This is a genomic window from Campylobacter sp. BCW_6877, assembly GCF_001762445.1.
GTDB classification, from domain to species: Bacteria; Campylobacterota; Campylobacteria; order Campylobacterales; family Campylobacteraceae; genus Campylobacter_D; species Campylobacter_D jejuni.
Genome location: NZ_MJWW01000044.1, coordinates 46,366 through 71,245, shown reverse-complemented (window position 1 = coordinate 71,245; position 24,880 = coordinate 46,366). Strand labels below are relative to the sequence as shown.

The 24,880-nt window shown below is 30.5% G+C and carries 25 protein-coding genes; 12 read left to right on the top strand and 13 right to left on the bottom strand.

Annotated features, from left to right (window positions below):
• Position 1 precedes the first annotated feature (1 nt).
• Positions 2 to 973: an iron-sulfur cluster assembly scaffold protein NifU gene (locus AJ936_RS06615; RefSeq protein ID WP_002861028.1), complete on the top strand. Its 972-nt coding sequence runs from the start codon at positions 2 to 4 to the stop codon at positions 971 to 973.
• A 22-nt stretch (positions 974 to 995) separates the two neighbouring features.
• On the opposite strand, the gene AJ936_RS06610 is transcribed toward AJ936_RS06615, so the two are convergent.
• Positions 996 to 2,879 carry a mechanosensitive ion channel family protein gene (locus AJ936_RS06610; protein ID WP_070274225.1) on the bottom strand — a complete coding sequence of 628 codons (1,884 nt, stop codon included), beginning with the start codon at positions 2,877 to 2,879 and terminating at the stop codon, positions 996 to 998.
• Positions 2,876 to 3,511, bottom strand: a complete 636-nt coding sequence (locus AJ936_RS06605; RefSeq protein WP_002851887.1) for a carbonic anhydrase — start codon at positions 3,509 to 3,511, stop codon at positions 2,876 to 2,878. Before AJ936_RS06605 ends, AJ936_RS06610 begins: the two co-directional genes overlap by 4 nt.
• A gap of 160 nt (positions 3,512 to 3,671) precedes the next feature.
• On the opposite strand from AJ936_RS06605, the gene AJ936_RS06600 reads away from it, so the two are divergent.
• From AJ936_RS06600 to AJ936_RS06570, 7 genes are all read left to right on the top strand, one after another.
• Positions 3,672 to 4,367, top strand: a complete 696-nt coding sequence (locus tag AJ936_RS06600) for a Bax inhibitor-1/YccA family protein (RefSeq protein WP_002851668.1) — start codon at positions 3,672 to 3,674, stop codon at positions 4,365 to 4,367.
• Between the two features lie 103 nt (positions 4,368 to 4,470).
• A complete protein-coding gene (gene secG / locus AJ936_RS06595) occupies positions 4,471 to 4,839 on the top strand; it encodes a preprotein translocase subunit SecG (protein WP_002870657.1) in 369 nt (122 codons plus the stop codon).
• Positions 4,840 to 4,848: 9 nt separating this feature from the next.
• The gene (gene frr / locus AJ936_RS06590) at positions 4,849 to 5,412 is read left to right on the top strand and encodes a ribosome recycling factor (RefSeq protein WP_079264242.1); all 564 of its coding nucleotides are present in this window, start codon (positions 4,849 to 4,851) and stop codon (positions 5,410 to 5,412) included.
• Positions 5,413 to 5,414: 2 nt separating this feature from the next.
• On the top strand, positions 5,415 to 6,023 hold the full coding sequence (gene pyrE / locus AJ936_RS06585) for an orotate phosphoribosyltransferase (protein ID WP_070274224.1): 609 nt from the start codon (positions 5,415 to 5,417) through the stop codon (positions 6,021 to 6,023).
• Positions 6,024 to 6,434 (top strand): RDD family protein, encoded by a 411-nt coding sequence (locus AJ936_RS06580; RefSeq protein WP_002870659.1) that lies wholly within the window; start codon positions 6,024 to 6,026, stop codon positions 6,432 to 6,434.
• A 14-nt stretch (positions 6,435 to 6,448) separates the two neighbouring features.
• On the top strand, positions 6,449 to 7,471 hold the full coding sequence (locus AJ936_RS06575; RefSeq protein ID WP_002870660.1) for a ribonucleotide-diphosphate reductase subunit beta: 1,023 nt from the start codon (positions 6,449 to 6,451) through the stop codon (positions 7,469 to 7,471).
• Positions 7,458 to 8,831: a nicotinate phosphoribosyltransferase gene (locus AJ936_RS06570; protein ID WP_072223578.1), complete on the top strand. Its 1,374-nt coding sequence runs from the start codon at positions 7,458 to 7,460 to the stop codon at positions 8,829 to 8,831. Before AJ936_RS06575 ends, AJ936_RS06570 begins: the two co-directional genes overlap by 14 nt.
• On the opposite strand, the gene AJ936_RS06565 is transcribed toward AJ936_RS06570, so the two are convergent.
• On the bottom strand, positions 8,800 to 9,348 hold the full coding sequence (locus tag AJ936_RS06565; RefSeq protein ID WP_002861022.1) for a gamma carbonic anhydrase family protein: 549 nt from the start codon (positions 9,346 to 9,348) through the stop codon (positions 8,800 to 8,802). The genes AJ936_RS06570 and AJ936_RS06565 overlap by 32 nt on opposite strands.
• Before the next feature lie 88 nt (positions 9,349 to 9,436).
• On the opposite strand from AJ936_RS06565, the gene AJ936_RS06560 reads away from it, so the two are divergent.
• A complete protein-coding gene (locus AJ936_RS06560) occupies positions 9,437 to 10,066 on the top strand; it encodes a protein-L-isoaspartate(D-aspartate) O-methyltransferase (protein ID WP_002861021.1) in 630 nt (209 codons plus the stop codon).
• Between the two features lie 18 nt (positions 10,067 to 10,084).
• On the opposite strand, the gene AJ936_RS06555 is transcribed toward AJ936_RS06560, so the two are convergent.
• From AJ936_RS06555 to AJ936_RS06510, 10 genes are all read right to left on the bottom strand, one after another.
• A complete protein-coding gene (locus AJ936_RS06555; RefSeq protein ID WP_074486872.1) occupies positions 10,085 to 11,272 on the bottom strand; it encodes an aspartate aminotransferase family protein in 1,188 nt (395 codons plus the stop codon).
• A gap of 3 nt (positions 11,273 to 11,275) precedes the next feature.
• Positions 11,276 to 12,121, bottom strand: a complete 846-nt coding sequence (gene argB / locus AJ936_RS06550; RefSeq protein ID WP_072223576.1) for an acetylglutamate kinase — start codon at positions 12,119 to 12,121, stop codon at positions 11,276 to 11,278.
• 3 nt (positions 12,122 to 12,124) lie between these two features.
• On the bottom strand, positions 12,125 to 12,571 hold the full coding sequence (locus AJ936_RS06545) for a GNAT family N-acetyltransferase (RefSeq protein ID WP_044778734.1): 447 nt from the start codon (positions 12,569 to 12,571) through the stop codon (positions 12,125 to 12,127).
• A gap of 9 nt (positions 12,572 to 12,580) precedes the next feature.
• Positions 12,581 to 13,609: an N-acetyl-gamma-glutamyl-phosphate reductase gene (gene argC, locus AJ936_RS06540; RefSeq protein ID WP_044778733.1), complete on the bottom strand. Its 1,029-nt coding sequence runs from the start codon at positions 13,607 to 13,609 to the stop codon at positions 12,581 to 12,583.
• A gap of 163 nt (positions 13,610 to 13,772) precedes the next feature.
• Entirely contained in the window at positions 13,773 to 14,864 is a 1,092-nt protein-coding gene (locus tag AJ936_RS06535) for a DNA adenine methylase (protein WP_070243087.1), read from the bottom strand.
• Positions 14,865 to 14,902: 38 nt separating this feature from the next.
• The gene (infC, locus tag AJ936_RS06530) at positions 14,903 to 15,421 is read right to left on the bottom strand and encodes a translation initiation factor IF-3 (protein WP_070243085.1); all 519 of its coding nucleotides are present in this window, start codon (positions 15,419 to 15,421) and stop codon (positions 14,903 to 14,905) included.
• On the bottom strand, positions 15,418 to 17,226 hold the full coding sequence (gene thrS, locus AJ936_RS06525; RefSeq protein ID WP_070243084.1) for a threonine--tRNA ligase: 1,809 nt from the start codon (positions 17,224 to 17,226) through the stop codon (positions 15,418 to 15,420). Before thrS ends, infC begins: the two co-directional genes overlap by 4 nt.
• A 130-nt stretch (positions 17,227 to 17,356) precedes the next feature.
• Positions 17,357 to 18,160, bottom strand: a complete 804-nt coding sequence (locus AJ936_RS06520) for an undecaprenyl-diphosphate phosphatase (RefSeq protein WP_070274223.1) — start codon at positions 18,158 to 18,160, stop codon at positions 17,357 to 17,359.
• Between the two features lie 73 nt (positions 18,161 to 18,233).
• Positions 18,234 to 20,231: an OPT family oligopeptide transporter gene (locus AJ936_RS06515; protein WP_079861675.1), complete on the bottom strand. Its 1,998-nt coding sequence runs from the start codon at positions 20,229 to 20,231 to the stop codon at positions 18,234 to 18,236.
• 182 nt (positions 20,232 to 20,413) lie between these two features.
• Positions 20,414 to 21,760 carry a CitMHS family transporter gene (locus tag AJ936_RS06510; RefSeq protein ID WP_002880928.1) on the bottom strand — a complete coding sequence of 449 codons (1,347 nt, stop codon included), beginning with the start codon at positions 21,758 to 21,760 and terminating at the stop codon, positions 20,414 to 20,416.
• Positions 21,761 to 22,076: 316 nt separating this feature from the next.
• On the opposite strand from AJ936_RS06510, the gene AJ936_RS06505 reads away from it, so the two are divergent.
• The 3 genes from AJ936_RS06505 to AJ936_RS06495 all read left to right on the top strand — a co-directional run bounded on the left by AJ936_RS06505 (position 22,077) and on the right by AJ936_RS06495 (position 24,861).
• The gene (locus AJ936_RS06505; RefSeq protein WP_002861010.1) at positions 22,077 to 22,424 is read left to right on the top strand and encodes a hypothetical protein; all 348 of its coding nucleotides are present in this window, start codon (positions 22,077 to 22,079) and stop codon (positions 22,422 to 22,424) included.
• A 134-nt stretch (positions 22,425 to 22,558) separates the two neighbouring features.
• Positions 22,559 to 23,680, top strand: a complete 1,122-nt coding sequence (locus AJ936_RS06500; protein ID WP_002880932.1) for a hypothetical protein — start codon at positions 22,559 to 22,561, stop codon at positions 23,678 to 23,680.
• A complete protein-coding gene (locus tag AJ936_RS06495; protein ID WP_070274221.1) occupies positions 23,680 to 24,861 on the top strand; it encodes a replication-associated recombination protein A in 1,182 nt (393 codons plus the stop codon). The genes AJ936_RS06500 and AJ936_RS06495 overlap by 1 nt, the downstream gene beginning before the upstream one ends.
• Positions 24,862 to 24,880 lie beyond the last annotated feature (19 nt).

Genomic DNA, 24,880 nt, shown 5'->3' with positions numbered 1-24,880 from the left:
AATGGGAAAAAATAGTTTAATTGGTGGATCCATTTGGGATGAGTATTCACAAAAAGTTCAAGATAGAATGAATAATCCTCAACATATGGGAGAATTTAGCGAAGAAGATGCTAAAGCACGCAATGCAAAATTGATCGTAGCTGATTTTGGCGCAGAAAGTTGTGGCGATGCAGTAAGACTTTTTTGGCTTGTAGATGAAAAAACTGATAAAATTATCGATGCAAAATTTAAAAGTTTTGGTTGTGGTACAGCTATAGCAAGTAGTGATACTATGGTAGATCTTTGCATAGGAAAAACTGTAGATGAAGCAGTAAAAATCACAAATTTAGATGTGGAATTTGCTATGCGTGATAATCCAGAAACTCCAGCTGTTCCACCTCAAAAAATGCACTGTTCGGTTATGGCTTATGATGTAATCAAACAAGCAGCAGCTCATTATAAAGGTATAAGTCCTGAAGATTTTGAAGATCAAATTATAGTTTGTGAGTGCGCTAGAGTAAGTCTTGGAACCATTAAAGAAGTGATTAAACTTAATGATTTGCATAGTGTAGAAGAAATCACACAATATACTAAAGCAGGTGCTTTTTGCAAGTCCTGTATCAAACCAGGCGGACATGAAAAAAGAGATTATTACCTTGTAGATATTTTAGCTGAAACCAGAGCCGAGATGGATAGAGAAAAACTCAAAAATACAATGAAAAGTGATGTGGCTTTTGATGAAATGACCGTAGTAGGACAATTAAAAGCAGTTGAAAGTGTTTTAGATGCTGAAATTCGCCCTATGCTTCATAATGATGGTGGAGATTTGGAAGTGATTGATATACAAAAGGCTGAAGGTGCAGCAATTGACGTTTATATTCGTTATCTTGGTGCTTGTAGTGGTTGTTCTAGTGGAAGTGGTGCGACACTTTATGCTATTGAAACGATTTTACAAGAAGAATTAAGTCCAAATATACGCGTTATGCCGGTTTAAAAAATAGCAAGATAAAATCTTGCTATTTTATAGCTTTTGCTTGCAAATCAAGAGGTGGTAAATTTTCTATATAAATACTGCGACTTGGGAAAGCAAAAGTTAAGCCATTTTTTTCGATTATACGCATAAACTCAAGCATTAAGCTTTGTCTAGCTTCCCTAAAATCTTTTGCGCCTATTTTTTTGGTATAAAAATAAAGCTCTATATTAATACTACTATCTGCAAATTCGCTTAAAGCCACATAACAAGCATTTTTATAGCCTTCTAAATCGTTAATAGATACAAGATTTTGACGATATTTTGTCGTATGATCACCATATTTTAATGCACTATCCTCATCGTGAGCTACCAAATCACTTGTATCCAAAAATTCTTTCAAATCTTTTACACATTGATCTAATTTTTCAGGAGTAGCATCATAACCAACACCCAAATACATTCTAACATGGCGACCCATGCGTCTTTTACTCCAATTTTTGATATTAGCTCCCATAATAGTTGAATTTGGTAAAAATACGAGACAATTATCAAAAGTTCTAATAGTAGTTTTTCTAAGTCCTATTTCAACTACTGTTCCTTCTATACCTGAAACCTCTACCCAATCTCCTTGATTAAAACTATTATCAAAAAGTAAAAGTATAGAAGCAAAGAAATTTGCAATTATATCTTTCGCTGCTAAAGCAACAGCTAAACCACCAATTCCCAAAGATGCAATAATAGCTGAAATATTAAAACCAAGCTGAGCAAGGATATATAATAAAGCTATGATAATAATAACAAAATATAAAATTTTAATAATTAAATTTACAACTTCTTTTTTTCCACTTTTTTGAGCAAGCTTAGAAACTAGCACCATTCCATAACCATCAAGCATTTTTAAAATAAGCCATGCAATCAAAACCGCATAAATTATGTGGAAAAAATTACTCAAATTAATGCTTAAAGGCGCAGGATAAGTTGCTATAGTAAGACAAATCGAAATAGCATAAACGATGAGAAAAAAACTCACTGGTTTTTTAATATTCTCAATAAAAATAACTTTAATATCATCTACATCATTTTTATTTCTATAAAAAAGCCGAACAAGGAAAAAATATACTATATTTGCAAAAAAGCGTCTTAAAGATATAAAAAATACTAAAACCAAAGCAGAAATTACTATTTTTCCGATATTAATAAAACCTACCCCAATTGCCTCGTTTATACGATCTATCCAAACTTGAAACTCAAGTAGTGAAAAAATATAATTACTTTCAAGCAAATCTGCATTTGATCGTAAATACTTAAGAATTTCAGAATAAGAATCTAGAGCGTTACCAATATATCTTTCTTTTAGGGTAATTTTTTCCAATTCTTCTGGATTTGTAATTTTGCTTTTAAAACTATCTAAATTTACACTAGAAGAATTTTGTAAATTTTCCATTGCCTTATCAACAGTAGCAATTAAATCTTCACTACTTGCTGTATTTTTAAAAAGTTTTTCCACTTCAAACAAAGAAGAATAAAAACTTTCCACAATGTTAAAATAAACTAGATTAAGAGTGGCATCTGTATAAATGTAAGGCTTATTAATATTCTTTTTTTGAACATCTAGTAATTTTTCTTTTGCTTTTAAAAATCTAGCCACTGCCTCTTCATTAATCTTTTGTCCTACTATCATATCGGGTATTTTTGCTAAAATAGTCTTTTTGTCTTTTTCAAATTCACTTAAAATACCATTAAAAGTGCTTGAATTTTCATCATTGTTTTTCTTAAATTCTTTAATTTGATTGTTAAGATCAACATATTTTTCAACTAAAGCATAAATTCCTTCATCTTCTTTACTAATATTCGCATCAATAAATTTAAATTCTTGTGCTCCAAGGTATAAAATAAAAAAACATAAACTAAAAATAATTTTCTTCATTGAACTTTCCTATCTTGTATTAAAGTAAAAATTTTTGCTTTAAAATCATACTCATAAATTTCACCTGTCTCTATAATATAATACCAAGCATGTACTTCTATTTTTCCTTCATCTAAAGCTTCTTGCACGCCTGGATAAGTAAGTATATTTTGCAAAGAATTTACTAAATTTAATTTTTCTGTAAGCCATGAACGCATAGCCAAATCGTCTCTTGCAAAAATCATCACATCTTTTTTTATCGGATCTAACATAGTAAGCCATTTTTTCACGTTAGGAATTTTATTTAATTCTTCATCAGAATAATAAAGAGCATTGCAACCTCCACAATTACTATGGCCACAAACGACGATATTTTTAATATGCAATGAATTTAAAGCATACTCTATTGCTGAAGTTGTCGCCAAGTAATCTTCTCCAACGCGATAAGGTGGAACTATATTTGCAATATTTCGTATTACAAAAAGCTCACCTGGACCCGTATTAGTGATCAAATTTGGAATTACTCTAGAATCAGAACAACCTATAAAAAGAGTATGGGGATTTTGCTTATTTTTTAGACTTTCAAAAAGTTCTTCATGCTCCTTAAAGTCTTCTTGCATAAACTTAATCGCACCGCTAATAAGATTTTCCATAAAACCAACCTAAAACTAAAATCTTGAAATTATAACAAAATTTCAGCAAAGATTTCATTTAAGCATTAAGATATTATATAAATTAACTTTTTATTTAGTCTAATATGTTAGATTTCGCTTAAGATTTTAAAAAATCTAACAATTTTGCAAGGAGAATTTTATGAGTCTTTATGATAGAGACTACTCAAGATCAAAAGAATTTGAAAATACACGCTCAAGCGAATTAAGTATTTTTATTAAACAAACTTATCAACTTTTTGCTGCTTCATTATTAGCTGCAACAGTAGGTGCATATGTAGGAATTTTTGCTTTAGCATCATTTTTTATACAATCACAAGTAACTTTTTGGATCCTTTTTGCTGTTGAAATCGGACTTTTATTTGCTTTGCAATGGAAAAAAAGAGAGGCTCCATTAAATCTTGTTTTACTTTTTGGTTTTACTTTCTGCTCAGGTTTAACGCTTACACCTTTACTTATTTCAGTTTTAGCTCTACCAGCTGGAGGAATTATCATCGCTCAAGCTTTTGCTTTAACAACGGTTGCTTTTGCAGGACTTAGTGTATTTGCTATGAATACAAAAAAAGATTTTACTGTTATGGGCAAAGCTTTATTTATAGTATTAATCGTTATTGTAGCAGCATCTTTACTAAACCTTTTCTTCCAAAGCAGTATAGTTAATCTAGCTATTTCAGCAGTAGCTGCAATATTATTTTCATTTTACATTCTTTATGATACGCAAAATATTATCCGCGGAAATTATGAAACTCCAATCGAAGGTGCAGTAGCACTTTATCTTGATTTTGTTAATCTTTTCGTATCTTTACTTAATATCTTAAGAAGCTTCAATAGCAGATAAGTTTTTGTGGGATTTTTCCCACAAAAACTTATCAAGTTTCAAAACTTTTCAAGTTTTATTTAGCTAAAATAATCATTTAAAAATTAACTTTTAGGAATTTTCAATGATCACTCTTTTAATCATTTTACAATTTATCATCGTTGTAGTTATTTGTATAGCAGTTTTACTTCAAAAAAGTTCAAGTATAGGACTTGGAGCTTATAGTGGAAGCAATGAAAGTTTATTTGGCGCCAAAGGACCGGCTGGATTTTTAGCAAAATTTACCTTTATTATGGGAATTTTACTTATTGCAAATACTATTGGTCTTGGTTATTTATACAATAAAGCTAGCAAGGACTCTCTAGCAGAAAAAATTAAAGTAGAAAACAACACTACTATTCCAAGTGCTCCTATTGCACCTGCTACCCCAAACACAAATTCTATCGCTCCAAGTGCACCACAACTTCCAAGCGATGTTAATTCAAGTAAATAATTAAAGGAAATGATAATGCTAAGTGAAATTTTTAACAAACAAAAAACCCAAAGTGAAAAATCTTTAGAAGCCTTAAAAAAAGACTTCACCACTTTAAGAACTGGAAAAGTTAATACCCATATTTTAGATCATATTACAGTGGATTATTATGGAACTCAAACTCCTTTAAATCAAGTAGCAACTGTTTTAGCAAGCGATGCTTCAACTATTAGCATCACTCCTTGGGAAAAACCTTTACTAAAAACCATAGAAAGCGCTATTGCAGCTGCAAATATCGGTGTCAATCCAAACAATGATGGCGAAAGTGTAAAATTATTTTTCCCTCCGATGACTAGAGAGCAAAGAGAAGAAAATGTAAAACAAGCTAAAGCTATGGGTGAAAAGGCAAAAGTTTCTATAAGAAATATACGCAAAGATGCCAACGATGCAGTTAAAAAACTAGAAAAAGATAAGGCAATAAGCGAAGATGAAGCAAAAAAAGCTTATGATGAAGTGCAAAAACTTACCAACGCCTACACAATAAAAATTGATGAGAGTGTAAAAAGCAAAGAAAGTGAACTTTTAAAGGTTTAACGATGAATTTAGAGCAAATTTATAAAGATTGTGGTGCTTATTTAGAAGGGCATTTTTTACTAAGTTCAGGTAAACATTCACAGTTTTATCTTCAAAGTGCAAAAGTTTTAGAGGATCCAAAATTAGCAGCAAAACTTTGTGATGAACTTGCAAAGATTATTGCAAGCTATAAGATAGAATTTGATAGCATTTGCTCTCCTGCTTTAGGTGGAATTTTAGCAGGTTATGAGCTTGCAAGAGCTTGTAGTAAACGTTTTATCTTTACTGAAAGAGTAAATAAAGAAATGACTCTAAGACGTGGTTTTGAAGTAAAAAAGGGTGAAAAATTTATAATTTGTGAAGATATCATTACTACAGGTGGTAGTGCTTTAGAGAGTGCAAAAATCATTAAAAGTTTAGGTGGCATTGTTGTAGGTTTTGCAGCATTAGCAAATCGTGGTTTTTGTGCGGTAGAAAATCTAAAATCTCCAAGAAAAGATAATGCGAAATTACCTGAAAATTTACCACTCTTTACTCTAGGAAATTTTGAATTTGAAATTTATGATGAAACAAATTGTCCGTTTTGTAAAAAAGGGAGCAAAGCCATAAAACCAGGAAGTCGTGGAAATTAAATGAAAACTAAAGCAAAAATTAGCTCTAGATGGTTAAGATTTAGAGCTTTGCTTATAGATATTTTTCTTATTTATGTTCCTATTTTATATTTATTTTATTTTATATTAGGCTCTAAAGAAGCTTTTTTAAACAACCATTTTATCACAACTTTATGTACTTTTTTATTTGGTTTGATTCAAGCTATTTTTTTAACAAAAAAGGCACAAAGCCCAGGTCTTAAAGCATATGATTTATATCTTATTGATATAAAAACGGGAAAGAAACTAAGTTTTCTTAGAATTTTACTAAGATATGTGATATTTATTATAAGTTTTGGCTTACTCTTTGGTTTATTTGTCAGTTTTGTAAGAAAAGATCGTTTAAATTTACATGATATTTTAACTCAAAGTTGTATAGCCACCAAAGCATAAAGAAAGGTTAAAAAATGCAAAGAAAAAGAATTTACAATCCAAGCTCAAACGAAACCCTAGGAGATCGTAAAGTTTTTGATGGTAACCCACATGGAATTTTAAATTTCACTAAGGCAAAATATACTTGGGCTTTAAAACTTTGGGATTTAATGGAGGCAAATACTTGGTTTCCAAAAGAAGTGGATACAACTAAAGATGCACTTGATTATCGCTGTAATTTAACCACAGGTGAAAAAAGAATGTATGATTTAGTTTGGAGTCAGCTTATTTCTATGGATAGTTTTCAAACCAATAATTTAGCAGATAATATCAACCCTTATATCACAGCTCCTGAAATCAATGCGGTTTTAGCACGCCAAGCTTATGAAGAGGCAAACCATTCAAAATCTTACGCTGTTATGGTAGAAGCGATTTGCGATAATACAGATTTGATTTATGAAATGGAAAAGCATGATGAAACTTTGCGTGAAAAAAATGACTTTATTTCAAGCATTTATGAAGAATTAGCAGGCGATGTAGATGATAATAAACTTCTTTTGGCTATGGTGGCAAATCAAATTTTAGAAGGAGTATATTTTTATAGTGGTTTTACTGCTATTTACGCACTTGCACGTGCAGGAAAAATGCTAGGTTCAGCACAAATGATCCGCTTTATCCAAAGAGATGAAATCACGCATCTTTTATTATTTCAAAATATGATCAATTCAGTACGCAAAGAAAGACCTGATTTGTTCCATGATGAAAATATCAATAAAATTTATGATATGTTTAAAAAAGCTGGAGATCTTGAGATCAAATGGGGTAAATACATCACTCAAAATCAAATCATGGGCTTTACTGATGATATCATAGAAGAATATATCCATTATCTTGTAGATCAAAGATTAAGCGCAATCAATTTAGACAAGCTATACAATGCAAAACATCCTATTAAATGGGTAGATGATTTTTCAAAATTTAACGATCAAAAGAGCAATTTCTTTGAAAGTAAAGTAACGAATTATTCTAAGGGTAGTATAAGCTTTGATGACTTCTAAAACTTCTTTAGCCTTACTTTGTGATTTTTATGAATTTACAATGTCTCAAGGCTATTTCAAAAACAATAAAAAAGATCAAATTTGTTATTTTGATATATTTTTTAGAAAAATTCCAGATTCAGGATCTTTTGCTATTTTTGCAGGTCTTGAAGATATTTTAGACTTTGTTGAAAATTTGAGTTTTGATGCAGAAGATATAGAATTTTTAAGAAAACAAGGTATTTTTGATACAGAATTTTTAGATTTTTTAGCTAACTTTAAATTTAAAGGTGAAATTTATGCTATGCGTGAAGGAGAAGTGATTTTTCCAAACGAACCTTTGCTATGTATTAAAGCTACAACCATAGAAGCACAGCTTTTAGAAACTTTTTTACTTTTAAGTTTAAACCACCAAAGCCTTATTGCTACCAAAACCAATCGTATCGTGCGTGCAGCTAAAAACAGTAAAATTTTAGAATTTGGTTCACGTAGAGCACAAGGAAGTGAAGCAGCCTTAAAAGGAGCAAGAGCAGCTTTTATAGGAGGTTGCATAGGAAGTGCTTGTACTTTAGCAGGAAAAATTTATAATATCCCTATCAATGGAACTATGGCACATTCTTGGGTGCAAATGTTTGAAAATGAACTTGAAGCTTTTAAAGCTTATGTGAAAATTTATCCAAAAAATCCTGTTTTTTTGATTGATACTTATGATTGTCTAAATAGCGGACTTAAAAATGCAATTAAAGTTTTTAAAGAATTTGGTATCCAAGAAGGCGGTGTGAGAATAGATTCTGGAAATTTACTTGAGTTGAGTTTGAAAATCAGACAAGAACTTGATCAAGCAGGACTTCAAAAATGTAAAATCATAGTTTCTAACGCCCTTGATGAATGGAGCATTAAAAAACTCAAAGAACAAAACGCACCTATTGATATCTTTGGTGTAGGCGAAAGATTGATCACTGCTTCAAGCGATCCTATTTTTAGTTGCGTTTATAAACTCGCAGCCTTAGAAGATCAAGGCATAAAACCTAAAATCAAAATCAGCGAAAATAACGAAAAATCAACCCTACCTCATTTTAAAAAGCTTTTTAGGGTTTATGATAAAAACACACAAAAAATCCTTTTTGATGAGCTTTATGTTTTTGATGAAAACCCAAATCAAGATGAAAATTTAGAACGCAAAGAACTTTTAGAATTAGTCTACAAAGAAAAAAGACTTCTTAAAAAGTCATCTTTAAATACTATTCAAGATTATACAAAAGAGCAAATCTCAAAACTCGATGAGAGTTTTTTAGATCTTGATCGTTTTGTGAAATTTGAAGTAAAACTCTCGCCTAAACTTCAAAATATCACTGAAGATCTTTTAAAAACTCGTTTTTAAAATCCACATAATTTAAAGCGGATTGTTTTAGAAAGCTTATTTCTTCATCGTTTAATTCACGCACAAATTTTGCAGGATTTCCAAGTATCAAAGAGCGTGGCGGAAATTTTTTACCCTTTGTTACAACGCTTCCAGCACCCACTATGCTATCTTCTTCTATCAAAGCATTATCCATGACAACAGCATTCATTCCGATTAAAACACGATTTTTTATCACACAAGCATGGATAACGCAATTATGTCCTATGGTTACATCATCTCCTATTATTGTAGGAAAACCAGCATCTTTTAACTTTCCTTTTTCATCAAATTCCCTATGCCAAACATGCACCGTACTAAGATCTTGAATATTGGTTCTTTTGCCAATTTTTATAAAATTAACATCGGCTCTTAAAACACAATTAAACCAAATGCTACTTTCATCTCCTATTTCTATTTCTCCTATGATTTTAGCCCCCTCTGCAACAAAAACATTTTGACCTAGTTTGGGACTATGATTTTTAAATTTTATAAGCATTTTTTTCCTTTTTATTTAAGTATAGCTAAGTTTAACTCTATTTCAACTTTTTTAGTTACAATTTTTATTTAAATTTATAGGAGAAGTAATGAACGCATTTGAACAAAAAAGATGTCAAAATATGGCTGAAGAAATTGCACAAAAAGTTTTTATCAATGAAGAGCTTTTTAATGCTTTTTGTCAAATTCCGCGTGAAATTTTTTCTCCTTTAAAAGCCCATGCTTATCGCCTTGATGCTTTGCCTTTGGCAAATTCTCAATGGATTAGTTCACCTTTAACTGTAGCTAAAATGACTATGGCTTTAGATTTTAAAAATGCTGATAGTATTTTAGAGATAGGTTGTGGAAGCGGCTATCAAGCTGCGATTTTAAGCAAAGTCATAAGACGTGTTTTTACCATAGAACGCATAGAAAATTTAGCCAAAAAAGCCGCTCAAACTTTCAGAGAATTAGAACTTTTTAATATCAATGTAAAATTTGATGATGGACAAAATGGCTGGAAAAATTATGCTCCTTATGATAGAATTTTATTTTCTGCTTATGCGACACAAATTCCTGAAATTTTACTCGATCAATTAAGCGATGGCGGGATTTTAGTCGCTCCTATTTTACACAATGGCAAACAATTCATCACACGCCTTAGAAAAAATGGCACAAATTTACAAAAAGAAATTTTAGAAGAATGTTTATTTGTGCCTATAGTAGATGGAAAAGAATAAACTTTTTTACAAAATTTATTAAAAACTCTTTAGAGCCTTTCTTAACTTTTCACTCATTTCATCAATATGTTCTTTTTGCAAAATCAAAGGAGGTAAAAATCTCAAGTCATTCTCCCCACAACTTATCAGCAAAAGTGCGTTTTCTTGGCATTTTTGAATGATCTTGGACACTTTTATACTTTTATCAAGACTAAGCCCTTGCATAAACCCTAAGCCTTTGCGTTTTTTACAAAAATCAAATTCTTTGATCAACTCATCTAAACTTTGCTCTAAATAAGGCGTGAGTTTATTGACATTTTCTAAAATTTTTTCTTCTTTAAAAATTTCAAAAATCGCATTCATTCCTGCACAAACCAAAGGATTTCCCCCATAAGTGCTTCCATGATCACCCGCTTCTAAAGAATTGCTTGCTACTTTTTGATTTATTACAAAAGCACCCACACTAAGCCCACAGCCTAAGGCCTTAGCTGAAGTCATGATATCAGGCAAAATTTGTGCGTGCTCATAGGCAAAAAATTTTCCACTTCTACCCATACCACATTGAATTTCATCAGCGATTAATAATATATCTTTTTCATCGCAAAGCTTTCTTAAGGCTTTGTAAAAATCTTTATTTGCAGGATTTATCCCACCTTCTCCTTGTACGCTTTCTAAGATAATGGCACAAGTTTTTTCATTTACCAGTTTTTCAACGCTTGAAATATCATTATATTTTGCAAATTTAACCCCTGAAATTAAAGGTTTAAAAGGCTTTTGATATTTTTCATTAGCAGTAAGCGATAAAGCCCCTAAAGTACGCCCATGAAAAGAATGCTTAAAAGCGATAAATTGTCCACCCTTAATACCTTTGTTAAAGGCGTATTTTCTAGCTGTTTTCATCGCTCCTTCTATACTTTCTGTACCAGAATTTGTAAAAAAAACACGCTCTAAAGCACTAGCTTTGGCTAAATTTTTAGCTGCAGCGGCTATGTTTTCATTATAATATAAATTGCTAGTATGTAAAAGTTTATCCACTTGAGCTTTGATTTTAGCATTAAATTTAGCATGATTATATCCTAAAGCACAAACACCTATGCCACTTGAAAAATCAAGATATTTTTTAGCCTTATCATCAAAAAGATAAACCCCTTGCCCTTTTTCTAAAACTATATCAAAACGCTTATAAGTAGGGATAATATGACTTTGTTCTTTATAATCCATTTTCATCCTTTAACCCACCAAAGTGCCTATACCTTCATCGGTAAAAAACTCAAGCAACAAAGAATGCTTCACGCGTCCATCTAAAATATGCACCTTTTTAACTCCATTTTCACAAGCATCAATGCAAGATTTTAATTTTACATGCATACCACCTTCTATTTTAGGAGCTAAAATTTTAGCCTGTTCAAGACTGATTTTAGAAATTAAAGAATTTTTATCATTAAAATCCTCATAAAGCCCTGCAGTATCCGTTAAAAAAGCAAGTTTTTCAGCCCTTAAAGCTTTAGCAATCGCACAAGCTGCGTCATCAGCGTTAATATTATAAGTATTAAAATCCTCATCCATACCAATAGGAGCAATGATAGGTAAAAAATCTTTTTCCAAAAGCTCTTCTAAAATTTTCGAATTTACCTTTTGTATCGTGCCAACAAAAGCTAAATTTACATCTTTTTTCACACATTCTAAAAGTGCACCATCTTTACCACAAAGCCCTATGGCTTTAACTCCTAAATTTTGTAAACTATGGACTAAATTTTTATTGATATGATTTAAAACCATACTGGCTACTTCAGTAGTGGCTTTATCACTAACCCTAAGACCGTTTTTAAACTCACTCTTTACGCCTAATTTTTCACACATAGCAGAAATATCTTTTCCTCCACCATGTACGATGATAGGCTTTAAACCCACGAGTTTTAAAAGAGCTATATCTTGCATCACGCAATGCTTTAGCTCTTCATTTTCCATAGCTGATCCACCGTATTTTATAAGTATAATCTTGGAATTAAACTTGCGTATATAAGGCAAAGCTTCGATTAAGACATTAGCTTTTTCTAAATATTTTTGCATGATCATTCCTTAAGCATTAAAGCTAGTTTGATTATACTCATTTAAAGAAAGATCGTAATAATTCGCATCTTCTCTTAAAGTAAAACCATAATGTTTCCAAAACTCATTGCCCAAATCATTGTTTTTAAAAGCGATTAAGGCGATTTTATTGATCTTTTGAGCTTTTAAAGCCTCAAGACAAAATTTCGTCATCTCGTGTGCTATACCCTTTTTTCTATGATCTTTATGTACACATACATGATAAAATCCCCCTGTACGTCCATCATGCCCGCAAAGTATACTTCCTACAATTTCTTCATCAATCACTGCTACAACGCTAAGATTTGGGTTTCTATCTAAAAAATTTTCTATATTTTCTTTGCTATCATCAATACTTCTTATCCCAAAGCCTTTTATCTCGCACCAAAGCTTATAAACGACTTCATAATCGCTTTTTTGCATAGCTCGTATTAACATTTTTATCCTTTACAAATTTGCAAAGAATTTAAGTCCTTCATCTTCATCAAAATCAAACATTAAATTCATATTTTGAACAGCTTGTCCTGCTGCACCTTTGATTAAATTATCAATAGCACCAAGCACAATAACACGCCTTGTGCGTTGATCTATACTAACATTAATATCCGCAAAATTGCTTGATTTAACCCACCGAGTCTGCGGAAACGACTGCGGCGGTAAAAGCCTTATGAATTTATTGTTTTGATAGTATTTTGTATAAATATCGCGTATATCTTGTTCTTGCAAATTCTCTTTTAAATTTGCATAAGCACTGATTAAAATTCCTCTTTGCATAGGTACAAGATGAGGGGTAAATTGTAAAGTGATTTTCTCTTTGGCTGCATAGCTTAAATGTTCTTCAATTTCAGGAGTATGACGGTGTGAAGCCAAACCATAAGCTTTGATATTTTCATTAACTTCACAAAAAAGATTTTCCACCTTTGCACTTCTTCCTGCTCCACTTACTCCACTTTTTGCATCAATAATAACTGAGTTAAAATCGATAATTCTTTCTTTAAAAAGCGGATAAAGACTTAAGATCGAACAAGTGGTATAACAACCTGGATTTGCCACTAAACTTGCTTTTTTTATCTCTTCTTTATAAAGCTCGCAAAGTCCATAAACTGCATTTTGCAAAAGCTCTTGATTAGGATGAGTGAATTTATACCAAAGCTCATAATCTTTAGGATTTTTAAGACGAAAATCTGCACTTAAATCAATGATTTTCATCTTTTTTAACAAATTCTCATTTAAAAGCTTAGCGCTAAATTCATGCGGAGTAGCCAAAAACAAAAGATCAAGTTCAAGTTCATCTAAATTTTTATTTTCAAAACATAAATTTAAAGGGGTATTAGGATAAAGATCTTGATAATTTTGTCCCACGCTAGAACTCGAACCTAAATAAGAAATTTCAACTTTGGGATGATTAAGCAAAATGCGTACAAGCTCATTACCTGCATAACCACTCGCTCCTAAAATCCCAACTTTTATTTTCATCTTTATCCTTTAAATGTAAAAGGAAGTATTATAAACAAAAAAAGTTAAAAATTTTAACTATTATTCTCTTCAACCTTATCTTTATTGCTCGAAAATCAAAACATCTGAAAAAATAAAATTAATTTAATCATGCAAAATAAAAAATAATTTTAGCAACAAGAATTTAATTTTTAACTAAAATATAAAGTTGTTCATGAAGATGGATATTACGATTTTTAAGATTGCGAGAAGCTCTAAAAGTATTATATTTTTGTTCTAAAATCCGACATTTTCCAAGAGTACTTAAACGCTTTAAAAAAATTTCTTTTTTTACAAAACCTTCACAATTATAAGAAAGTAAAATCACTCTTGCTTTTAAATCATTAATGAGTTCAAATAAAGCGTCTTGGGCAAATTTTGACTTATTAAAAGTACTACGATTCCAATCTTTTGGAATGCCACTGATTTTAGAAATTTCTTCAGGTTTTTTATAATTTGCGATTAAATTTAACATAAAATAATTAGAACTATAAGGATGTTGATTATAAGGAGGATCAAGATAAACCACATCAAAAAAATCAAGTTCTTTTGCAAGCATGCTTGCATCCTTTTGCATCACTTCAAATTCACAAGAAAAATTTGAAAAAATAGGCATTTTAAGCTCTATTTCTCCTTTAATGCGTTTAAGTGCATTTTGTCCTTCGCCACCAAATTTTCCGATACCATCCTTACCCTTATAAAAACCTTTAAAAACTCCACTAGTATTTGAATGCACACTAGCTTCATAAATTAAAGGGGCTATAAAGAAATGTCTCAATTCTTTTGGAATTTCATTTTCAATTCTTTGTCTCATAGTATCAAGATATAAAGCATTTTTAAAAGTATAAAAAACCCTTTCATTTTTTTTAATATCATCATCATCTTTTGGAGCATAAAGCTCACTGATAAAACCTTTTTGAAAACCTAAATTTTGGATTAAATTTTTATAATACTTTTTTATATTTTGAAGCAAATCTTTGTCTTTATTAGCAAGATAACACTCATTGATGAGTTTTGAATAATCTTCTAAATCATTGGCTAAAATATAATTTGAGTGTGCTTTTGCAAAACGACTTACAACACCTGAGCCACTAAATATATCACAAAAACTAAATTTATCTTTACCAAGTTCTTTTTTAGCTACCTTAAAGCCCTTATTTAAAAAACTTAAAAGTGCTCTTTTATTTCCAAGATAAGTTATAATTTGCTCTTTTAAAAAAGAAGGATTTTCTTTCAAAATTTAAAACCTTTAAAAGCTTTATCCACAAAAATGGATTAAGCTTTTTTTGGAGTTACAAGCATATTTACATAACGACCTTCAAAATTTGGCTCTTTGTCACGATTAGCTTCATTTTCTATCATAGTCCAAATTTTTTTAAGCAAGGCTACACCTGCTTCAGGAGTTGCCATTTCACGTCCTTTTAAGAACACACGAAATCTCACATGCTTACCTTGTTCTAAGAATTCTAAAGCATGTTTTACCTTGTAATTAATATCATTTTGAGCAATTTTTACAGAAAGTTTGATTTCTTTTATATCAATCACTTTTTGTTTTTTCTTTGCTTCTTTTTGTTTTTTCTCTTGTTGATAACGGAATTTACCATAGTCCATGATCTTGCAAACAGGTGGCTTAGCATCTGCAGCTATCATTACAAGATCAAGTCCTAAACGATTTGCAATTTCTAAAGCTTCATCACTACTAATAATACCATAAACCTTGCCATCATCGCCAACACATCTGATTTCATCCGCTCTTATTTCTTCATTGAGCAATACTTCTTTTTCTTTACTCAAAAGTGTACCTCACTCATTTTCTCCTTAACTAATTTAATAAATTCATCCAAGCTAAGATTTTTTTGTTCTTTAGCTCTTCTATCTCTTAAAGCAACGCTACGCTTTGCCACCTCATCATCGCCTAAAACTAAAATCATAGGTAATTTTTGTTTTTCAGCGATACGAATTTTCTTACTTAAACTCTCATTTTTTTCATACACCTCGCTATCAATATTAAGCTCTAATAATTCTTTTTGAATTTCTTTTGCGTAAGCAATATGTGCTTCGCCTATTGGCACTATACCCACCGCAGTTGGTGCGATAAAAAATGGAAACTCACCCGCACAATGCTCGGTTAAAATTCCTATAAATCTTTCAAAAGAACCTAAAATCGCACGATGCAACATTACAGGTTGTTTTTTTTCATTATCACTATCAGTGTATTCAAGTTTAAAACGACTTGGCAGGTTAAAATCTACTTGTATGGTTCCGCATTGCCACTTTCTTTTTAAAGCATCGGTGATTTTAATATCGATCTTTGGACCATAAAAAGCCCCACCACCTTCGTCAATACCGTATTTTAAACCTTGTTCATCTAAAGCTTCTTTTAAAGCCTTAGTTGCTACTTCCCAAATTTCATCATTACCTATGGCTTTTTCAGGTTTAGTTGAAATTTCCATCTCATAGCTAAAATCAAATAATTTCATCAAATTATCCACAAAAGCTAAAATTTCTAAAACCTGCTCTTTAATCTGACTTGGCATACAAAAAATATGTGCATCATCTTGAGTGAATTCTCTCACCCTAAAAAGTCCATGCAAAACCCCACTTTTTTCATGACGATGCACTACGCCATATTCAAAAAATTTCAAAGGCAAATCACGATAACTTCTTACATCACTTTGATAAATTTTAATATGCCCCACACAGTTCATAGGCTTAATGCCATATTCTTGTTCATCAATTTGTGTAAAATACATATTTTCTTTATAGTTTGCATAATGCCCACTGATTTTCCATGCATCTGCTTTTAAAAGTTCAGGCCCACGCACAGGTTCATAACCACGCAAACGATGGATCTTATAAAGCATGTGTTCAAGTTTAGATCTAAGTCTTGCACCGTTACTCAACCAGATAGGAAGACCTCCTCCAATCTCATCATCAAAAGTAAAAAGCTTAAGTTCTGTTCCAAGCTTTCTATGATCGCGTTTTTTAGCTTCTTCAATAATAGTTAAATACTCTTTTAAACTTTCCTTATCTGCAAAAGCGGTTCCATAAATTCGAGTAAGCATTTCTCTTTTTTCATCGCCACCCAAATACGCTCCTGCAACACGAGTGAGTTTAAAAAAGCGTAAAAATTTCGTATTTGGCACATGAGGACCACGACACAAATCTTCAAATTCACCTTGTTTATAAATACTTACAGCTCCATCAGGAATACGCAATAAAACTTCTTGTTTTAAATCATCATTTTGAAATTTAGCCAAAGCTTCGCTTTTTGTGATTTCATATTTTGAAATTTCAATCTTTGCTTCAGCAAGTTCTTTCATCTTTTTTTCAATTTTTACTAAATCTTCTTCGCCAATCTTACTTTCTACACGAAAATCATAATAAAATCCATCTTCTATAACAGGACCAACGAAAAATTTAGCTTCAGGATACAAACTCTTAATCGCCTGTGCCATTAAATGCGCACAAGAATGACGGATTACTTCTAAACTTTCTTTAGAATTATCAAAATAAATTTCTTTTAAATTTGTATTTTTCACACTTTGAGAGTCAATTATTGTCTCATTGTCCAAATACGCAATAACTTCTTTTTCCATATTTTTAACCCTTTGTCGCTCACTTACCCTGTGAGTGTTTATAAAGTTCTAATTTTAACTTTCTAAGACTTAATTATTTTTGAAATTCAGCTTATTTTTAAAAAAATCTTAGAATAAATTTAATATTTATTTATAGCTTAAATTCACTTCCAGCATTTAAAATCCCACTATAATACACATAAAAGAAAATAAGCCCCAAAATAATGCGATAAATTCCAAAAGGGATAAAATTAAATTTAGAAATAAATTTTAAGAAAAATTTTATAACTAAAACCGCAACGACAAAAGCAGTGATAAAACCTATGCCTAAAGGAATTAAAGAATTTGCGTTACTCAGTAATTCAGGCTCTTTATAAATACTATAAGCTGTAGCAATAATCATCGTTGGAATGGCAAGCAAAAAACTAAACTCAGCCGCAACTTTTCTATTAAATCCTAGCAAAAGTCCACCAATAATACTTGCTCCACTTCTTGAAGTTCCAGGAATCATGGCTAAAGATTGAAAAATACCTATACAAAAAGCTTGTTTAAAGCTTATTTCTTCTAAAGAATTGATACGATATTGTTTATTTTTGTGCGCAAGTTCTATAAGAATAAGCACAACACCACCAAAAATGAACATTCCAACCACAACCCAACCATTAAATAAAGCATTTAAGTATTTTGCCACAAAAAGCCCTATAACTCCAGTAGGAAAAAATCCCACTGCAAGTTTTAACCAAATATCAAGCCCTTGAAACAATTTACGCCAAAATACAAAAATTACCGCCAAAATAGAACCAAGCTGGATAATAATCAAAAAACTTTTCCAAAGCTCATCTATATCAATACCTAAAATAGTCGTACCTAAAATCATATGTCCTGTTGAAGAAACAGGTAAAAACTCAGTCAGACCTTCTATAATTCCAAGTATTAAAGCATATAAATTTTCCATTTTAATCCTTGAATGATAATTACAAAAGAAAAATTATATCAGAATGGATTAAATGGGGTTTTAACCCCAAAAATTAAGCATCTTTTTTAACAATACGCTTAATGAAATATAATACAACTCCCACAAAAAAGATAAGTGCTAAAAGCTCGCTATCATGAAAATTTGTTAAATTTAAAGCTAAAGGATTTTCACTACCACCCATACTTACTGAAAATACAGTAATTCCTGCGATAATTACCCCAAAAATACTTTCACCCACTATAAGCCCTGAAGCAAAAAGCGTGCCTCTTTGCTCACAACTTGCAAGTTTTTCTTCTTTATGAGAATTTTTTGCATATTTTTTAGTCAAGTATTGCATTACAATATATTTTAAAATTCCGCCTATAACTAAAGGTATATTTACAGCAGGCGGAAGGTAAATACCTATTCCAACGGCTAAAGGCGGCAAAGACATTTTCTGTGTTCTTCTTAAAATTTTATCTATAATAATCATTAAAATTCCTACAAATACACCAAAAGCCATATAACCCCACTCTATATTGTGATGAAAAATTCCTTGAGCGATAGTACTCATTAAATTCGCTTGCGGTGCTGCTAAAGCCGATGAAGCATCCATACCTTCTCTTGGCATTGCTCCAACAAAACCATAGGCTTGATAAAGCAAATTTAAAACAGGAACTATAGCCAAAGCACCAAAAACACAGCCTACAAGTAAAGCAACTTGTTGCTTCCAAGGAGTAGCTCCGACTAAATGTCCTGTCTTTAAATCTTGTAAATTATCATTCGAAATAGCAGCTGTAGCCAAAATAACACTAGTAGTAAAAATAGCTAATGCTACTGCAAATTTAGAAAGCATAGGATCTTGAAAAAGTTCCACACCTAAAACCAAAAAAACAATAGAAGAAATAATAACACCAATAAGTCCGATTCCAGAAATAGGACTAGAAGAAGATCCTACAAGTCCTGCCATATATCCGCAAGCTGCTGCAACAAAAAAACCTATTAAAACAGAAACTAAAGTTCCAACAAATGAAAATAGCATTTGATAATAAATACTTAAGTTAGCATCTTCAACAAAACTATAAAAAGTAATAAATAAACCCACAACCATTAAAACAAAAAGTATAAAAATACTTTTTAAAGAAAGGTCTATATTTGTTCTTTCATTTTTTTCTTGATTAGTAATTTTAACATTTTTAACAATTTCTTTAATACCTTCAATAACGGGTTTTAAAAGTTCTATTAAAGTCCAAAGCGCTGCTATAGCAATAGCTCCTGTTCCTATAAGCCTTACTTTAGAACTCCATACACTAGAAGCTAAATCTACGGCATTTTTTGCACTATCGAATTCAAAATTTGAAAGATAGGGAGTAAAAATACCCCAAGCTAAAAACATACCTACAAAAAGAGCTATAGCACCTGCTAAACCAACTAAATAACCTGCTCCTAAAAGTGCCAAAGAATATCCCATAGAAAAACCAAAAGCCATTTTATTCCAAATAAAAGCAAAATTACTCTCACTTGCGGCGAGTTTAAAACCATTGCTTAATAAACTAAAAATAGCAGCTATAAAAGAGCCTAATGCTATTTCTTTAATGCCTTGTTTTCCTTTTTTATTACTCTGATCTTTATTGGCTACTTTTAAAATTTCAGCTGCGGCTCTACCCTCAGGATAAGCAAGTTTGCTTTCAACCACCATAGCCCTTCTTAATGGTATAGTAAAAAGCACTCCAAGTCCGCCACCACAAAGACATATCATAAAAGTTTGCCAAAGTGGAAATTCACTCCAATACCCACACATAAAAAGCCCTGGGATAACAAAAATAACTGATGATAAAGTTCCTGCTGCTGAAGCTTGAGTTTGAACCATATTATTTTCTAAAATATTTGAAGTCTTAAAAAGACTCAAAACCGCCATGGAGATGACCACAGCTGGAATTGATGATGAAAAAGTAAGTCCCACTTTTAACCCCAAATATACATTTGAAGCTGTAAAAATAATAGTTAAAATACTTCCCAAAATCAAACCCCTTAAGGTAAGTTCTGGTAAATTTTGTTTTTTGTACATCATTTCTCCGTTTTAAAATTTACTTTCAACTTAAAAAATATTCTTATAAGTTTAAATTTATAATTTTTCTCTAAAGCAAAATAAAATAATACAAAAAAACGCTTATATTTTTATAAATTTTTGACTCAAAAATATCATAAAACAATGAACCAATCATTGAAAAATTAAAAGTTCTTTTATTTTAATTATATTATCCCAGCTACCTCAGCAAAAATCAAGCAAATAATACTTATACCCCATATATAAAAAAAGCTTCTTTTGATATGATCTTTAATATTAACCTCTGCTAAACCGCAACCTAGCAAAGTTGCAGGCACAACAGGAGAAATAAATGTCGCACAATTTCTTGCTATCACCATGATAATAGCTATAGTCAAAGGTTCAGCGCCAAAAGCCTTAGTTACACTCAAAACTATAGGCATCACTCCATAAAAATAAGAATCTGTACAAAAAATAATTGCCATTGGAACAGCCAATATCCCTACCATCAAAGGAATATAAGCACCTAAATAATCTGGAACAAAATTTAAAATCAAAACACCCATTTTCTCCATAATACCACTTTTATCAAATACACCTATTAATATCCCAGCACCAATTAAAGTAATATACATAAGCATTGCACCAGCACTTGCACGATCTAAAACTTTTTTAGCTATTTTTAAATTAGGATAATTAAGCGGTAAAATTATTGCAAGTCCTATCATAAAGCAAATATAACTAGGAAAAATACCACTAATTAAAAGCCCAATAACCCCAATAGCTACAAGTAAATTTAACCAAAACCATTTTTCATTATGGTGTTCGCTTTTTTCTATATTTAAATTTATTCCAGACAAGTTACCTGCGCCTGCACCTCTTTTTATTTCTATCTTAGCAATCCAAATTGCCAAAAGAAGGGATAATACCAAACCTACAATCTGAATAGGTATAATATGGTGCCAAAGCAAATTTGCATCCATTCCTATATTAGTAGCCGCTCTTAGAGTAGGACCACCCCAAGGAATAACATTCATAACCCCCATAGCCGAAGTAATAATCAATAACATTGAAGTCTTTCTTATACCTAGGCGCTCATAAATAGGTAATAATGCAGGTATTACAATAAGAAAAGTAGAAGCACCTGAACCATCTAAATGTACAGCAGCAGTAATAAAAACAGTAAGAATGCAAACTTGATATACATTAGCTTTCATTTTTGATAAAAACGCATTTAAAATTTTAGTAAAAAAACCACTTGCATTTAAAACACTAAAAAAGAGTATAGAAAAAACAAACAAAGCTGCCGTATCCGTTACGCTTTTGACTCCATCTTTAATAAAAGCAACCAATGTTTTAATATCAAAAACACCTCCTTTAACCCCTAAAGCTGCACCCACGCCAAAACCAAGCTGTTCAAGAATAAGTAAAATACAAGCTACGCTAATACTTACACTTATAAAAGCTAATGCCGGAGTAGTATAATCTTTTAGCAAAAGCCAAACTATCAATCCTAATGAGAAAAAACCCAATAAAGCTAAAAAAAATTCCATATCCTATCCTTTTGTATCATTTTTATTCAATAATAAAATGGATATTTTAAGTCCAACTTATATGTGTTTAAATTTATAGCTTTTTGGAAAAAATATATTTTCTAATGTAACTATTTTAAACAAGAATAAAAAATAATTTTTAATTATTTTTGATAAAGTATTCACTCTTTTAAATTTACAACTAGAAGTAACGATAGTCAAAATATAATAAGTTGCATAATATTATCAAAACTAAAAAGTCAAAATTTTAACTTCACATTCACTTCACTTAAAAAGTTTATAATGTTATCACTTTACATTACAAGGAGAAATAATTATGAAAAAAAGTATTTTATTTACATCAGCACTTTTAGCTAGCTCAATGCTTTTTGCAGATAGTCTAAAACTTGAAGGTACTATTGCACAAATTTATGATAACAATAAAACCTTGCTTATTGACTCTATTTATGGCGGACAAATGGCTATAAAAGTTCTACCAAATACCGAAATAGAAATGGATGATTGTGGTATTTTTGGAACAGATAAAGATGGAACTTTTAAAGATTTACAGGTTGGAAATTTTTTAGAAAGTAAAATTTCTTATGGAACACCTGCTACGCCAAATACTCAGGCTATTCCAGTAGCTAGAAAAATTGAAATTCAATGTTATAAAAAAGCTTATTAATATAAATCCCTTAACAAGGGATTTATAAAAATCATTCTTTGCTAAACTACTTCATTACTCTTAAATAAAAATTTAAACTCTTTTTTAACAAGCAATTTATAAAATAACACTTATATTTTCATCCAAGGCAAATAATGAAAAAATGGATTTTTATTGTTTTTTGTTTTATATTAGGTTTTATTATTCATATATTTTATATAGGATACACTAACGAACTTTTATTTAATAAATTTATTAAAAATAGCAATCCTGATTATACAATTACAGATATTTACTTCAAAAAAGGTTTTTTAACTTCTAAGGGAAGTTTTACTTTAAATCACTCTCATACACAGCTTTCAACCAAAATCGACCTTAAATTTAATAATTATTTTTTGTTAAATAAAATTATAAAAGGAAATTTTACAAATCCTTTTGATTTTTTAGATGAAGTGTTAAAAAACAATAAATTAGGAACTTTTACTCTCAAATTACACGATAATAACTCTAAAATATTTCTAAATATTAAAGATATAAATTTAAGCAATGAAGGCGGAGATACCATCATAAACGGCGGATATATTGAAGTTTTAATGAATAAAAATTTAGAAATTAAAAACATGAAAATACATTTTGATATGATTGATTTTTCTCAATTTTATACTAAATTTGTATTACAAAATTTAAATTACGAACAATTTTTTAACAATCCTGTACAATTTTATGAGTTAAATTTATTTAGCGATAGCCAACAAGAGATCAACTTTGATTATCTTGTGCTAGATAACAATAAAATCAATTCTTTTTACAGCAAAAACCAAGTAAATTTTAATGAAGAAAATTCAGCAGTAAACTTAAACATACAAGGAAAATCCAATGAAATTGATCTTAAATCTTTATTGGGTCAGAATTTGAATTTTGACAAAACAAAATTTAATATAACCATAAACAAATTTTTTAATTCAAATTTCAATATCTCTCATTTTATTCAAAAAAATCTTGATCTAAAAATACAAAATTTAATCCTTGAAAAAAATAAACAAAATATCAGTTTACAAGGCAATTTAAATATTAACAACTCTTATCAAGCAAAATTACAAGTTATCAGTTCAGACGAGCCTGATGAAATTTTTCCTTGGACAAAGGATTATGGAGGTTTAAATCAATATTTTTTAAAAGAAAATAATAACTTTTTTCTAAATTTATCTTATGATAGCTTGGCCAATCCTCAACTAAAAATTAATGGTAGTGAATTTTCAAATATGGATTTAAATTAATGAGCCTAGCTTTGACCTTTCGCCCTGAAAATTTTGATGATATTTTAGGACAATATGAGCTTATAGAAATTTTCAAAAAATTTACTGCTTTACAAAAACTTCCTCATAGTATTTTTTTTGGAACAGCAGGTTCTGGAAAAACAACTTTTGCTAGAGTTGTAGCAAAAGAATTTGGCTTAGATTTTTATGAATTTGATGGAGGAAATTTTAAACTCGAAGAACTAAGAAAAATTTTAGATAATTATAAAAATAGTCTTTATAAGCCTTTAATTTTTATTGATGAAATTCACCGCCTTAGCAAAACCCAACAAGAAATGCTTTTAATTCCTATGGAAAATTACCGTTTAATTTTAATTGGTGCAAGCACTGAAAATCCCTATTTTGTTTTAAGTTCTGGTATAAGAAGTCGTTCCATGCTTTTTGAATTTAAATCTTTAGGGGCAAAGGAACTTGAAACTTTACTCTTACGCGTACAGGAAAAAATGAAATTTAGTATTGATAAAGAAGCTAAAGATTTTCTACTTAAAAGTGCTGATGCAAGAGCTATGCTAAATTTGCTTGAATTTGTCTTGGTTTTAGATGAAAAACATATCAGTCTTGAAAATCTTAAAAAACTTCGCAACACCATAAATAGTGAAGGTGTTAGCTCAAAAGATACACATTATATTTTAGCAAGTGCAATGATAAAAAGTTTACGCGGAAGTGACGTTGATGCAGCTATTTATTATCTTGCAAGACTTATTGATGCAGGAGAAAGTGCAGATTTTATCGCTAGGCGTTTGGTGATTTTTTCAAGTGAAGATGTCGGAAATGCCGATCCAAATGCTTTAAATTTAGCAGTTTCGACTCTAGAAGCTGTTAAAAATATAGGTTATCCTGAAGCAAGAATTATCCTAGCCCAATGCATAGTTTATTTAGCAAGCACAATCAAATCTAATGCAAGCTACAAAGCTATCAATGAAGCTTTAAGCTATGTAAAAAACAATGAAGCTTTAGAAATACCTAATTATCTTAACAACAATCATCAAGAAAAACAAAACTATCTTTATCCACATGATTTTGGTGGCTGGGTAGAGCAAAAATATCTTAGTAAAAATTTAAAATTTTATCATAGCAAGGGCTTAGGAAAAGAAGCAAAATTGTTAGATAATTTATATAAATTAAAAAATTATAAAGCTTAATTTTATTATTTAAAATTTA